At 58.9% G+C, this 12,498-nt stretch carries 15 protein-coding genes; 10 read left to right on the top strand and 5 right to left on the bottom strand.

The genetic code is table 11. The annotated features are described in order from the left end of the window. Positions 1-391 precede the first annotated feature (391 nt). The 4 genes from HUS57_RS09425 (at position 392) to HUS57_RS18145 (ending at position 2,078) form a co-directional block, all read left to right on the top strand. Positions 392-898 (top strand): Hsp20/alpha crystallin family protein, encoded by a 507-nt coding sequence (locus HUS57_RS09425; protein WP_173933059.1) that lies wholly within the window; start codon positions 392-394, stop codon positions 896-898. A gap of 77 nt (positions 899-975) precedes the next feature. Continuing rightward, on the top strand, positions 976-1,404 hold the full coding sequence (locus tag HUS57_RS09420; protein ID WP_173933057.1) for a DUF2267 domain-containing protein: 429 nt from the start codon (positions 976-978) through the stop codon (positions 1,402-1,404). A 37-nt stretch (positions 1,405-1,441) separates the two neighbouring features. After that, positions 1,442-1,846, top strand: a complete 405-nt coding sequence (locus HUS57_RS18150) for a phosphoribosyltransferase family protein (protein WP_348640566.1) — start codon at positions 1,442-1,444, stop codon at positions 1,844-1,846. Next, positions 1,821-2,078, top strand: a complete 258-nt coding sequence (locus HUS57_RS18145) for a hypothetical protein (RefSeq protein ID WP_348640565.1) — start codon at positions 1,821-1,823, stop codon at positions 2,076-2,078. The genes HUS57_RS18150 and HUS57_RS18145 overlap by 26 nt, the downstream gene beginning before the upstream one ends. Positions 2,079-2,163: 85 nt before the next feature. Here the strand turns inward: HUS57_RS18145 and ftsH are convergent, their stop codons facing one another. Beyond that, positions 2,164-4,029 (bottom strand): ATP-dependent zinc metalloprotease FtsH, encoded by a 1,866-nt coding sequence (gene ftsH / locus HUS57_RS09410; protein WP_173933055.1) that lies wholly within the window; start codon positions 4,027-4,029, stop codon positions 2,164-2,166. A 166-nt stretch (positions 4,030-4,195) separates the two neighbouring features. Between ftsH and HUS57_RS09405 the strand changes: the two genes are divergently transcribed. The 4 genes from HUS57_RS09405 to HUS57_RS09390 all read left to right on the top strand — a co-directional run bounded on the left by HUS57_RS09405 (position 4,196) and on the right by HUS57_RS09390 (position 7,539). Next, on the top strand, positions 4,196-5,701 hold the full coding sequence (locus HUS57_RS09405) for a PAS domain S-box protein (protein WP_173933053.1): 1,506 nt from the start codon (positions 4,196-4,198) through the stop codon (positions 5,699-5,701). Then, entirely contained in the window at positions 5,691-6,308 is a 618-nt protein-coding gene (gene fixJ, locus HUS57_RS09400; protein WP_173933050.1) for a response regulator FixJ, read from the top strand. Before HUS57_RS09405 ends, fixJ begins: the two co-directional genes overlap by 11 nt. A 131-nt stretch (positions 6,309-6,439) precedes the next feature. Beyond that, a complete protein-coding gene (locus HUS57_RS09395) occupies positions 6,440-6,790 on the top strand; it encodes a hypothetical protein (RefSeq protein ID WP_173933048.1) in 351 nt (116 codons plus the stop codon). Between the two features lie 170 nt (positions 6,791-6,960). After that, complete coding sequence (locus HUS57_RS09390; RefSeq protein WP_246727812.1) at positions 6,961-7,539, top strand: helix-turn-helix domain-containing protein; 579 nt, start codon at positions 6,961-6,963, stop codon at positions 7,537-7,539. A gap of 243 nt (positions 7,540-7,782) precedes the next feature. Here the strand turns inward: HUS57_RS09390 and HUS57_RS09385 are convergent, their stop codons facing one another. Beyond that, positions 7,783-8,589, bottom strand: a complete 807-nt coding sequence (locus HUS57_RS09385) for a DUF1883 domain-containing protein (RefSeq protein ID WP_210256067.1) — start codon at positions 8,587-8,589, stop codon at positions 7,783-7,785. A gap of 626 nt (positions 8,590-9,215) precedes the next feature. On the opposite strand from HUS57_RS09385, the gene HUS57_RS09380 reads away from it, so the two are divergent. Continuing rightward, positions 9,216-9,806, top strand: coding sequence for a hypothetical protein (locus HUS57_RS09380; protein ID WP_173933045.1), 591 nt, complete (start codon positions 9,216-9,218; stop codon positions 9,804-9,806). Positions 9,807-10,024: 218 nt separating this feature from the next. Here HUS57_RS09380 and HUS57_RS09375 read toward each other — a convergent pair whose 3' ends face one another. From HUS57_RS09375 to HUS57_RS09365, 3 genes are all read right to left on the bottom strand, one after another. Next, the gene (locus HUS57_RS09375) at positions 10,025-10,606 is read right to left on the bottom strand and encodes a hypothetical protein (RefSeq protein WP_173933043.1); all 582 of its coding nucleotides are present in this window, start codon (positions 10,604-10,606) and stop codon (positions 10,025-10,027) included. Positions 10,607-10,615: 9 nt separating this feature from the next. Beyond that, positions 10,616-10,816, bottom strand: a complete 201-nt coding sequence (locus tag HUS57_RS09370; RefSeq protein ID WP_173933040.1) for a hypothetical protein — start codon at positions 10,814-10,816, stop codon at positions 10,616-10,618. A 165-nt stretch (positions 10,817-10,981) separates the two neighbouring features. After that, positions 10,982-11,998 (bottom strand): hypothetical protein, encoded by a 1,017-nt coding sequence (locus HUS57_RS09365; protein ID WP_173932364.1) that lies wholly within the window; start codon positions 11,996-11,998, stop codon positions 10,982-10,984. A 12-nt stretch (positions 11,999-12,010) separates the two neighbouring features. On the opposite strand from HUS57_RS09365, the gene HUS57_RS18140 reads away from it, so the two are divergent. After that, complete coding sequence (locus tag HUS57_RS18140; RefSeq protein WP_348640564.1) at positions 12,011-12,493, top strand: hypothetical protein; 483 nt, start codon at positions 12,011-12,013, stop codon at positions 12,491-12,493. Positions 12,494-12,498: the final 5 nt, after the last annotated feature.

Raw genomic sequence — 12,498 nt, 5'->3', positions numbered from 1 at the left:
AACACGCGGTGACGCAAGTCCGCGAACTGCTGTTCGCCAGACCTACGGCTTCCGGCCTCGACCATAAGGTTAGTCCTGCTGATCATAACCGTTAGTGCCCATGACCTTTCGCCACTCGAAGACGGGTTTTCCCCGGTTTGATCCGCGTCAATGAAGGCAGCCTTCAAAGGCGATTTCCTAAGGTCCTTGCTGGATCGAGCCAGACCCAGGCGAAGCGAGGCGAACGAAGGCGTGTAAACGCGATCGGCCGAGCGCTGGACCGAGATCGGCAATGACGTTCAGCGAGCGGGTCCGCTGCCTCCGGCTCTAACACCTTTTGGAATACCCAAAGGTGAAGGATCGGAGGCCGCGGTACCTGTGAAGTGGTTCGCTAACATCCAGGAGATCAGCAATGGCCGAAGCCGCCACCAACCTTCCCGTTAAGAAATCCACCGCGCCTGCGAAAGCCGAAGAATGGACGCCTTTTGAAAGCCTGCGTCGGGAGATCGATCGGTTGTTCGACGACTGGCGCCTGCCGTCCAGGGTACTCGGCTTCGAGGTGCCGCGCGCCTCGCGAGCCGTTTGGCAGGTCGCGCCAGCGATGGATCTTGTCGAAAAGAACGACGCCTATGAGATCACGGCCGAGCTTCCCGGCCTTGACGAGAAGGACGTCGAAATCAAGCTTTCGAACCATACGCTGACGATCGCGGGCGAGAAGAGCGAGGAAAAGGAAGAGAAGCAGAAGGACTATTATCTCTCGGAGCGGCGCTACGGTTCGTTCCAGCGTAGCTTCCGGGTGCCCGAAGGTGTCGATGCCGACAAGATCGATGCGAACTTCACCAAGGGTGTGCTGACCGTGAAGCTGCCAAAGACCACAGAAGCAAAGGCGGAAAAGACGATCGCCGTCAAAGCGGCCTGAAACAGCTGGGACGGGCGTCGGTGCGCTTCTACCTGCGCGCCGACGCAACGGATATTCCGGGACAAGGAGATCTCAACATGGCAGGTACATCCATTGCCAATTTCACGCAGGCTGCTCAGCAGGCCCAGCAATGGGTCAATGAACTTGCCGAAGATCTGGACTGGGACGAACGCCGCGCCTATCACCTGCTGCGGTGCGTCCTGCACGCACTGCGTGACTGGCTACCGCAGGAGGAGATGATCGACCTTTCGGCCCAACTGCCTTCCCTCATCCGCGGCATCTATTTCGAGGGTTGGAAGCCGCTCGAGACGCCCGTGGAAGATCGCAAGAAAGCGGATTTCATCAGCCGCGTACAAGATGCCTTTTCGGATGATTTGCTAAATGATCCCGATGCCGCGGTAAGAGCAGCGTTCCGTCTGCTGCATCGGCACATCTCGTACGGCGAGATTGTCCAGGTCAGGAACTCGATGAAGAAGTCCCTGCGCGATTTGTGGCCGGAAGACTGAGATTATGTTCCGGGATCGGCAAGAAGCGGGATGCAAATTGGCGAAAGAACTTGCCAGCCTCCGCCTCACCGATCCCGTGGTACTGGCCCTGCCGCGTGGCGGTGTTCCGGTCGCCGCCGAAATCGCAAACGCTCTGAAGGCGCCCCTAGACATCATAATCGTGCGCAAGGTAGGCGCTCCAAGCAATGCTGAGCTGGCGGTGGCGGCAATCGTTGAGGGCAATCCGCCCGATGTCGTTCTCAACCGGGAAATCGTTGAGGCATATGGACTAGATGACGCCGAATTGCGCTCTCTCGTTGATCGGGAACTCCCGGAACTGGGACGTCGCAACTGCCTATATTCTGGCGCTCGTCGGCCGCTATCGACAAAAAACAAAACCGTGATCCTCGTAGACGACGGTGCCGCAACAGACCACAATGAAAGTGGCGATCCGCGCGCTTAAACGCCGCTCGCCTCGCGAGATCGTGGTTGCCCTCCCGGTGGCTCCGCCGGATACGTTGACGGAACTGGCAAGGGAAGCAGACAGGGTCGTTTGCATCAGTAAACCCGCCCGGTTCTTGGCTCTCGGCTATCACTATCACGATTTCCCCCAACTCACCGACGAGGAGGTGCTGGCGGCACTCCGACGCGGCGCTGCCCACCAAGGGAGCGGAGCCGCTGCCGGCAATTCCTGATCATCTCGCCGGGCGCAAGCGCCAGGCGGTTCCAATCATGGCAGGCGGATGTCGGAAGTCCACGCCCTCGCGGCGCTCTCCAGCTTCACGCCGTCCGGCTCTGTCTTGCGGTCGGGGTGTCAACGGCGGTTGTCGGCTCGGCAGGCACGATTCCTTCGCGTCGCTGCAGCGGCGGAAAATCGTCCGGCGTTATCGTCTCCCGCTCCAGAAGAAGGCGGGCCCCGGCCTTAAGATCCTCCACGCGTTCCCGCAGCAGATCCCTGGCCGCGGCACCCGCTTCTTCGAGCATGCCGCGAATCGCAAGATCGACTTCGCGCGCCGTGGCTTCGGAGTAGTCTTTCGCGTAGAGGCGCGAACCGTCACCGAGCCATTGCTGTTTTTCCTCCTCGAGTGCGGGCAGGCCCACAGCCGGGCTCATTCCGAAGCGGGTAACGCTCTGTCGGGCCACGTCGGTCGCCTTGGCCAGATCGTCGGCTGCGCCGGTCGAAACTTCGCCATAGATGACTTCCTCAGCCGCCCGACCGGCGAGCAGCGCCGTCATACGCTCCTTCAATTCACTGGCTGTGATCAGGAAGCGATCGTCGGTCGGGCGTTGCAACGTATAACCCAAGGCACCAATTGAACGAGGGATAATGGAGACTTTGTGCACTGGGTCCGCCTTGGTCAGCGACGCCGCAACAAGGGCGTGGCCCATTTCATGATAGGCAACCCTCTCGCGCTCTTCCGGCCTGAGTAGCCGACCGCGCCTTTCAGTCCCAGCGACAGTGCGCTCGACCGCGTTGGTGAAGTCCTCCATCGTCACCTCATCAGCGTTGCGGCGGGTGGCGAAGATCGCCGCCTCGTTGACGAGGTTGGCGAGGTCGGCACCGGTGAAGCCCGGCGTGATGCTGGCGATATCGATGACATCCAGGCCCGGCGCGGTCTTCACGGCCTTCATATGCACCTTCAGGATGGCCTCGCGTCCCCTACGATCGGGGCGGTCGAGCACGAGCTGACGGTCGAAGCGTCCGGCACGGGTTAGTGCCGGATCGAGGATTTCCGGGCGGTTAGTCGCCGCGAGCAAGACGATGCCAACGCGGGGATCAAAGCCGTCGAGTTCGGCAAGGAGCTGATTGAGCGTCTGCTCCTTCTCGTCGCCTCCGCCATAGCCACTGAACGGCGTACGTGCTCGCCCAAGTGCGTCCAACTCGTCGATGAAGATGATGCAGGGGGCGGCCTGACGTGCCTGCTCGAAGAGATCACGCACACGCGCCGCGCCTACGCCGACGAACATCTCCACAAATTCGGAACCGGAAATCGAAAAGAACGGTACGTCGGCTTCGCCGGCGACGGCGCGCGCCATCAGGGTCTTGCCTGTGCCGGGCGGGCCGACCAGAAGAATACCCTTCGGGATGCGAGCGCCAAGACGCCCGTATTTTTCCCTGTCTTTCAGGAACGAAACGATCTCCTGGAGCTCGGCCTTTGCCTCGTCGACGCCAGCGACGTCATCGAATGTCACGCCGGTTTCGCGCTCGACATAAACCTTCGCCTTTGACTTTCCGATATTGACCAGGCCGCCCATACCCTGTCGATCCGCAAAACCGCGAAATAAAAACATCCACAGGCCGAAAAAAATCAGCACCGGCACGACCCAGGACAGGATCACGGTTAGCCAGTTGCTATCCGTGCCGCCGGTGACCGCGACGCCCGCCTTTTCAAATGCCTCGGCAGCATTTGGATCGACGCGGGCGGAAATGAACAGCGCCTTTCCCTCCTGTGGCTCCTTGAACTCGCCCTGGACGGTCGTCTCCGTAATTGTAACCGAGGCAATTCTGCCCTCGTCCACCATCCGCATCAGTTCGGTGTGGGACAACTGCGCTACATCGCGTGAGGCGAGCCACATCTGGAACAGGCCCAGCAGGACGAGTGCGAAGATGACATAGCCGATGTTGAAGGTCTGCTTGCGGCCCATGGGTAGGAATCTCGATGTTGCTCTGCTTGCGGGCTGTCACACCGTCGCAGATGTATCCTTGACGCCGATCAAATGTCCCCGGTCATTCAAATGGAGACCTGCGGACTGGACCGGTCAGGAACGCATCAGCTATTTTTCCAGGAGGTATCTGAATCGGAGAATACTGATGCAGGCGAGCGACATACCAGGACTGCAGGGACGCTTTCTGCAAGCTGTCTTCTCCTGCCGCTTCGAGGGCAAGGCTGGCTATACTCTTGCGGTTGCCGCTGTGCTCGCCGTTTTTGCGCTCCAGGTGGCACTGAGCGACATCATAAATGACGTCGCAATTTGCGTTCCATTCCTTCCTGTCGTCCTCGTCGCTGCGATCCTCGGCGGTCTGGGACCCGGAGTATTGGCGCTGGTGCTGTCTCTCGCCGGCATTGCCTATGTGGCAGGCCCGACACCCACAGCATGGCTACAGCTTCCGGTTCTCGGTCTTATTGGATTGGCAATCGTTTGGATGGGCGAAACCCTCCATCACGCACGTCGACTGATTGAGGATGCCCAGAAAGCGCTTGGTTCGCGAGAAGCGCACGTGCGTTCGATTCTCGATACTGTTCCGGATGCAACTGTCGTTATCGACGAACTGGGGAATATCATGTCGTTCAGCGCGGCCGCCATTCGTCAGTTTGGTTACACCGAGCAGGAGATTATAGGCCAGAACGTGAGAATTCTGATGCCTGAGCCTTATCGTAGTGAGCATGACGGCTATATCCGGCGCTATTCGATGACCGGAGAAAAGCGGATTATTGGCGTCGATCGTGTCGTGGTTGGACGTCGAAAGGATGGCTCGACTTTCCCGATGAAGCTCGCGGTCGGAGAAACGAAATCCGCAGACGGCCTCTATTTCACCGGCTTCATCCGCGATCTTACCGAGCGCGAGCAATGGCAGGCAAGGCTACAGGAACTGCAAAGCGAACTAGCGCGCCTGGCCCGGCTTAGCGAACTTGGCGAGATGGCGTCAACCCTCGCACACGAACTCAACCAGCCACTTGCCGCTATCGCGAACTACACCCAAGGTTGCGTTCGTTTCCTCAATGGGATCGAAGATCCAGCCCTAAAGCCTGTAAAAGACGCACTGGAAGAAACGGCACAGCAATCGCTGCGCGCGGGCGAAATCATCAGGCATCTGAGGGAGTTCATCACCCGCGGGGAAACGGAGATGACTGTGGAGACCATGCGCAAGCTCATCGAAGAAGCGGGCGCCCTGGCGCTCGTCGGATCTCGCGAGCAAGGGGTCCGCTCCGTCTTCGATTTCGCACCCAAAGGCGCGGAAGTTCTGGTGGACCGCGTACAGATCCAGCAAGTCCTGATCAATCTTATGCGAAATGCAATGGAAGCCATGAGAGAAAGCGGCGAGCGGGAGCTGATCGTGCGAACAGCTACCAAGGACGGCTATGTCGTGGTCGAGATTGCAGATACCGGTCCGGGCATCTCCGACGAAATCGCCGCGCGTCTTTTTCAGCCATTCGTCACCAGCAAAACAAGCGGCATGGGGATTGGGCTGTCGATATCCAAACGCATCATCAAAGCACACGGAGGTCAGATTTGGGCAAGCCGAAACGACAGGGGTGGGGCGACATTCACGTTCTCGCTCCCTCTGGCAGGAAGGGAGGTCTCGAATGCAAATTGACAGCTACGTGGTCCATGTCGTCGACGATGAGGTGGCGGTCCGGAAGTCGCTCGCCTCCCTCCTCACCATGACAGGCTTCACGGTTCGAGTGCACGAATCCGCTAGTAACTTTCTTACGGACGCACAGAACATCGGAAAAGCATGTCTCGTTACCGACCTGCGAATGCCGGATATGAACGGACTGGAGTTGCTGGAACAGCTGAACAAAAAGGGCCGGTCCATTCCCACTATCGTCATTACCGGCCACGGAGATATTACCATGGCGGTTGCGGCGATGAAAGCTGGGGCTGTAGACTTCATTGAGAAGCCATTCGAGGACAAGGTGCTGGTGGAGGCAATCAGGAGAGCTGCGAGCCGGTTGGGCGGCGCGTCGCTACTTGATGACAATATAGCCTTGCTGCGAACACGGCTCAGCCAGTTGTCCGAGCGCGAGCGCCAGATTCTGACAGGTATCGTATCGGGTCTGCCGAACAAGACGATCGGATATAATCTTGGCATCAGTCCGCGCACGGTCGAGGTCCATCGCGCCAACATCATGTGGAAAATGCAGGCCCGCAGCCTGCCAGAACTCGTACGCATGACCATATCTCTGGACTTCACCGGCTAAGTTGGGCCTTCCACGCCTGTGGTCTCTCGTCATTCTCCTCACTCTTGATCTGGCTCAAAGCGCCACTGCAGGAAGCGAGAGATAATTTAGCTTGATCTGGTCCAATTGGGCAAGGTCGCTGAGGCTTCCACATGACCGAACGCCCTATCGTCCTTGTTGCAGCACCGGACGCTGGCCTCCGCCACTCTATCGAGTTCGCGCTCGCGAGCGAACACTTCAGCACTGATGCTCATCGCGACGCCGACAGCGCCTTCGCATCACCATATGCGGACCAAGCTGTTTGCGCGGTGTTGGATGATGAAGCTCTCGAAAGCTGGATCGAAGCGCCGGCGCAATTCGAGCGCTTCGCCAAACCGATCATCCTTCTGGTCAGCCTTTTCAGGACAATGCCAGATCTCCCATCCGTCACCCTGTTGAGGAAGCCCTTTCTCGGTGAGCCCCTCATCTTGGCAGTCCGGTATGCCGTCGCAGGCTTAGCCTGATCGCAGTACGTATATTCCCTTACGGGCATAACCGAATTTCGGACAGCTACATTTAGGGCCATGGTTATCTCAATGCGATTGAGGGATCGGCCATGGATAGCTTTGAGACTTCGCGTTTTTCCTTTCATCCTAGTGGCGACCTCCCACGTGCGGATGCACAAGATCGACGATTGAACCAAAATCTGCCGCCGCCCGCTTTGTGTCCGGCCGGCACCGAGATCTATGCTCAGGGAGAGGTCTGTAACAGCCTCTACAGGGTCGAGTTCGGTGGAGTGCGTATTTATCGCCTGCTGTCAGATGGACGGCGTCAAATCTCGGCTTTTCAACTCGCCGGTGAGACGTTCGGATTCGAAGCCGACAGCACCCATCACTTCTTTGCTGAAACGATCTGCGCCAGCGGTATCCGAATGCTGCAATCCAAGTCTGCTCATGACGATCTCACTATTGATTTTCTTCCAATGGCGCTGCGAAGTCTTCTTCACGCCCAGGAGCATCTTTTAGTGCTCGGCCGGCAGAATTCCATAGAACGCGTGGCCGCTTTCCTTCTTGAGATGTCTGAGCGCCAAGGGGGATTGCGACAGGTCGAACTTCCTATGTCGCGATTGGACATAGCGGACTATCTCGGCCTCACAATCGAGACCGTATCACGGGTCTTCTCCAAGCTGAAGCACAGAGGCGTCATCAGGCTCCCGAGTCTTCGCAGCGTGGAGATCGTCCGATGGCAGACACTACAGAATATGGCAAGCTAGTGGATTGGGAGGAAGGAACGCGTATCCGCCGTTGACAGCGAATGCCACGGCTCATGCCCTCGACATGCATGACGTCGCCTGAAAGGTTGACGTAGGGGCGATAGGCGTATCGATACTCGTAGTGATACTCCTCCTGCCGCCAAACTGATCCATCCGTGAGCCGGACGATGGTGTTGCCATCCCAGCCTGTCCACTTATATTCAACCTGCCGAGTCATGTAGACCTCCTTGCGTGCGCTAAACGTCATGCTGCTTTAGGCAGACGCACCACTTCCGCGATCTCCGCAGCGATCTCCTCAACAGTGTGGGTAGCGGTGCTTCTTGCCAATCGGTCGGCGAGTGAAGCCGAATACCCGATCACTTCGCGCTTCGAGACGTTGTGCCAGATCGGCAGCAAGATTTGCTCGCCCGAGACGGCGCGGGTCACCAGCCCGTCCAGCTCGTACTCCGGCCACCCCTTGCCAAAGAATGCCTGTGTCAGCACCACCACGCCGAAACGGCTGCTTCCCAGTCCGCGGTCGATCTTCCGTCGAAGGCTGTCACCGATGCGCAGCTCGAACTCGTCGTACCACACTGACAGACCAGCGTCGCGCAAGGCAGTTGCTAGCGGCCGAACGACTTCGTCCTTGTCCTCGGAGGCATGGGAGATGAAGACGTCAAACACTCGCCCATCCGGAGACGTAGGTGCGGGCGCGAGATCGTCATCGTCTTCGTTGCGTACAAGCGTCGGCACGCTCCGCAGCGGAGCCTCATTGATCGCTGGCAGTGGGCCAAATACCTTACTCGGGATTACCCGAACACCAGTTCGGACTGAGCCACGAAGTCCCTGCATGTCTACCGCGACGTGCCAAATGCCAGATTGTGGCACTGTCAGTCGGACCGGTGAGCGCTTCGCAAGACCGCCAATGTAGCGATGGTGTCGGCCCGATTTATAGTTGTTGAAGTTCGAACCATCCATGAGGCGGACGTTGGCAGCATTTCCGCTGAGCGTGACGGCGACAACGCTTCCTCGCTCCACGTGACCTAAATTGTAGTGCGTAAAGTTCATCATCTACTCCAGGTCAGGAGATCTGAGTCTCCGGCTTTTCGATGACGACAGGTTCGTACAAGAGGGTGTCAAAAATAGACACCCTATGAAAGTAGAGATTTCTGACGGCGCTAGGCGGCAGCTTGGAACAGCATTGTGAGAAAACTGGCAGGCACGACCGCTGTTTTTGCTACTTCATGTGCGGCTGTCGCCTTCAAGGGATGGCTAGCGCTGTAGCGCAAGCAAAGATGGTTGCGCCCTCCCGCAACCAAATTCCCCCAATAAATATAAGAAGTTACAGCACCCAATCTGAGCCGGGCGTTTCTGTTTTTGGTGCTCGGTAGCCACCGGGTAGCCACGGTGACGGGAAATGGCCGGCTTGGGGATAACGTGTCTGGCCTTCAACATGGCGCGGGAAGCATAGGGGCGATCCAGTCGCCTACTCTGTCCGCTGCCCCGGTCTGTCGCTGACCATTGAGTGCGGCAGCGTGCACGTGAACCTAGCGCGCGGCGAGCTTTCGCCAGCCGAGCGGGGGATCCACATCGCAGAACGCAGAGCAATCTATGAAAAAAAACCGGCCTGCGAAGGCGGTCGGCGGAAGGGCCTGAGCCGCGAAGGCGGGTCAGAGAAGGGCGAGGAACGGGACGCGGTGGCGATGCTGCCCGACGTTGACCCGATTGATGATCGGGTCAAATATGCGTGTGCAAAAAAGGGGGAGCTCATCATGGACCAGAGCGACAAGGCGCTGCTGAAACGGCAGATGCTGACGCGGGAGCAAGCGGCAGCATTAGTCTATCACGACCTGAAGGAGAGCCAGCGAGCAACATTTTCTGTTGCGGCTGAGTATGGCCGCTGGCTCATTGCGTCGCTCATCCTTATAAATGGAGGCGCGTTGTGGAGCCTCTTTTCATATCTTGGGTCTATTGGGCTGAAGGTTGACGGAGTAGAGCAGTACATCGCCCCGATATGGTCATTTATAGTCGGCATCGCTTTGGCGATGCTTTCCGGCTTGTCGGCTTGGTTCAATTGGTCTTTGCACTCAGACAATTATCAACAAATGGCGCGGTACGATATGCTCTGGGACCCGGAACAGTGGACTGACGATCCGCCTCATACCGTCGCCCTCGATTTCACCTATCGGTTCAGCATCGTCGCAGGTGTCGGCTCATTGATCGCTGGTGTACTGGGCGGTGCCTTCATTTTGCATGGCAATTTCTTCGCGGGTCTAATGTCTGGCTGAGCTTTCCGCAGAAAAGGCCAAGTCTAAGCCCGGCCTCGGTGCCTCACAAGGGAAGCGTTAGCGCGATTATCATCTGCGCCTGTGGAAAACGCAAGCACAGGTGCGGCGGCCATTGGGGCCGCCCGCCTATAGAATGCCCTGCCTAGCCAAGAGGAGGCTACAGGAGCATGGTTCTAAGCGTTGACGATGAGAATGGGTAAGGGGGCAGGAGCCGCCTGTCAGCAGCCCTTCGCCTTCTCGGGATCGTTCCAGCCTGCTGTGATTGCCTCAATGCGCTCCTGTCGGCCCGGATGGGTCGATGACGGCCGTTCGGCCAGCACGTTGACTGCCGACAGAGCGGCATCAAGCGACCGCCCCATCAGACGCGCAGCAGCCCCTGCAAGCGCGTCGGCTGCAAGTTCCTGCTTCGGATCGGGAGCGGTGCCAATATGGCCGCAATGATGATGCGCAAGCTCGTGCGCAATGATCATTTCTGCGCCTTCGTAGCCGACAAGCGGTGAAAGCTCGCGGTCATAGATGATGACGCGATTGCCGTCGAAGATCGTCGCGACAGCGTTTCCGCCGAGCGACGCGTTCAGCGGATAGATCAGGCAGTCGTCGCCTTCGAGGGAAAGAGCGTCGCACACGTCAAAGAGCATGAAGGCGTAATCCTCGAATGCCGGACGGGCCGACACGACGCGCTTTCCAAGCGGAATGTGAAGCGCCGGCACTTGGTCGAAGTCGACCTCTACTTCATCACCGGCATGTGCGGGCGTCAGGATTGTCAGCGCGGCAGCTAGCGCGATTGCGAGGGTTCTCATATGGACCGCCTACGCTGCGCGCTTGGCGGCCGATGCCAGGGCGAGGCTTACATGCGCCGACAATGCGCGCGCTCGCCGCGACTTGCGCCGGGTAAGTTCGTCGTCTAGCGCCTTGAGGCGCTTCACGTCGCCATAGTTGCGGGCACCAATGAACTCGGCGGCTAACTCATCAATTTTGAGTGCTGCATACGGTCGGGCGGCTCCCTGCATCTTCAATCCTCCTGCACTGTGGAACGATCTATGCGAGGACACCGGAACAATTCAAGGCCGGGAGGAAGCGGGGGCAGAGCTTTTCGTATGGGGGGAATGGAGCCCCGCCGCCCGCAGGGCCGAAGCCCGCGCCGACGTTATTGTCAGGCATGAGCTTTAGCAAGATCAGGCGACGCCAACGTCCGCGTGAATGCCGCGGACGGTGAGCGAAAGTTTCTCGGTCAAGGCATCGGCCACGGCTCTCGCCGTTTCTCTTGGATTGCTTGCCCCGGTTACAGTTATCGGAGCATTGACCGAAACATGGTTCGTGACTTGCGCACCTTTCTCCGATGCCCCGCCGCTTAGCAGTGCCAGGGTTTCCGCCGTTGGGGTGATCCTGCCACTGCTAGGAGCCTGCCACAGTTCCGGCCCTTCCTCGCCCACCAGATAGGTTCTGCCGCGCCGGACAGGTCCTCCCATGGCCCGTGCTTCAACCGGCTGGGCTCCGCCCGCCGATCCGCCAAACCCGGCTTTCTCCTTCACCCACCCCACTACGTTTGACGCCCCGGTCGAAATTGCCGAGCCAATGCGGCTGCCTATTCCCTTCGCCCAATCCACAAGGCCCGTGAAAGCGCTCTTGATCGCCTCGACCATTTCCATGGCTGCTTCGTAACCGGCGCGCTCCCAATTCTTCTTTTCCTTTTCGGAAAGGACCTCGCGGGAAAACAGATTGCCAATCCACTCACGGACGCTTGAGAACACGGCTTTCACCCGCTCCCATCCCGCCGCTATCGCGTCGCCTATCGGAGCGAGCCATTCGAGATGCGGGCGGATTTCCTCGATTGCAGGAGCCATAAGCTCGCCAATCGCCCGCCCGACGCCGGTAAAGAATGAGGAAATGTGATCCCAATACTTATAGATCGCGATGCCCCCGGCAACGAGCGTTCCGATAACAGCGGCAACGGGTGCGGAAATGCCGGTAATAACGCCGCCGATTGCAGTAAGCGCGCCCTTCAGGATGCCGAAGCCCGGAACGGCCCGAGCGATGCCAGAGAACGCCGTCGTGACCTTCTGCAAGCCTGTCATCTTCGCGCCGGACATTCCGGCGGCTTGCAGGGCGATTGCACCACCCGCTGCATTCCTCGCCCATGTGCCAAGCTTTACGATAGGCAGCGCGGCGGACAGAAGGCCGCCACGCGCCATTAGGGCCGCCCATTGGACGCCGACAAGGGCAACGCGCAAGCCTATCAGTCCACCGACCGAGAGGGTGACAGCGCGGGTCAGATGCGGGAAGCGGTCGGCAAGTTCACCTGTTCTCGTAGCAACCGGCCCAAGTACGTTCATTGCCTCTTTCAGCGGCGGCAGAAGGGCATCGCCAATGGCAAGCCCGATTTCGCCAATCTGGTTCTTGAACCGCTGCCATGCATATTTTGTGGTCTGCGCACGGCGGGCGAACTCGTCCGTGACCGAACCGGCGTATTCTGTTTCGTCGGCACGGGGCGCGATCTCGTCGTCACCGCCTATCAATCGGCCAACGGTCTCGTGAACCTGATCAACCCGACCTTCGCCGTGGTGATGGGCGCGCTGGCCATCGGCCGGGTGCCCTATGAGCGCTGGCTCGCCTTCATGTGGCCTCTGCTCCTCATCCTGTCGGCGATCATCATGATCTGCCTCAGCGTCGCAACCGTTCTCGCCTGAGGAAA

This window comes from Chelativorans sp. Marseille-P2723 (genome assembly GCF_902809845.1).
GTDB lineage: Bacteria > Pseudomonadota > Alphaproteobacteria > Rhizobiales > Rhizobiaceae > Chelativorans.
This window is presented reverse-complemented; position numbering and strand designations above follow the sequence as displayed.

What these genes read in the sequence shown, in the direction of transcription:
- HUS57_RS09425 (WP_173933059.1), top strand. Translation starts at nt 392, where the DNA reads ATGGCCGAAGCCGCCACCAACCTTCCCGTTAAGAAATCCACCGCGCCT.
- HUS57_RS09420 (WP_173933057.1), top strand. Translation starts at nt 976, where the DNA reads ATGGCAGGTACATCCATTGCCAATTTCACGCAGGCTGCTCAGCAGGCC.
- HUS57_RS18145 (WP_348640565.1), top strand. Translation starts at nt 1,821, where the DNA reads ATGAAAGTGGCGATCCGCGCGCTTAAACGCCGCTCGCCTCGCGAGATC.
- ftsH (WP_173933055.1), bottom strand. Translation starts at nt 4,029, where the DNA reads ATGGGCCGCAAGCAGACCTTCAACATCGGCTATGTCATCTTCGCACTC.
- HUS57_RS09405 (WP_173933053.1), top strand. Translation starts at nt 4,196, where the DNA reads ATGCAGGCGAGCGACATACCAGGACTGCAGGGACGCTTTCTGCAAGCT.
- fixJ (WP_173933050.1), top strand. Translation starts at nt 5,691, where the DNA reads ATGCAAATTGACAGCTACGTGGTCCATGTCGTCGACGATGAGGTGGCG.
- HUS57_RS09395 (WP_173933048.1), top strand. Translation starts at nt 6,440, where the DNA reads ATGACCGAACGCCCTATCGTCCTTGTTGCAGCACCGGACGCTGGCCTC.
- HUS57_RS09385 (WP_210256067.1), bottom strand. Translation starts at nt 8,589, where the DNA reads ATGATGAACTTTACGCACTACAATTTAGGTCACGTGGAGCGAGGAAGC.
- HUS57_RS09375 (WP_173933043.1), bottom strand. Translation starts at nt 10,606, where the DNA reads ATGAGAACCCTCGCAATCGCGCTAGCTGCCGCGCTGACAATCCTGACG.
- HUS57_RS09370 (WP_173933040.1), bottom strand. Translation starts at nt 10,816, where the DNA reads ATGCAGGGAGCCGCCCGACCGTATGCAGCACTCAAAATTGATGAGTTA.
- HUS57_RS09365 (WP_173932364.1), bottom strand. Translation starts at nt 11,998, where the DNA reads ATGGCGCGTGGCGGCCTTCTGTCCGCCGCGCTGCCTATCGTAAAGCTT.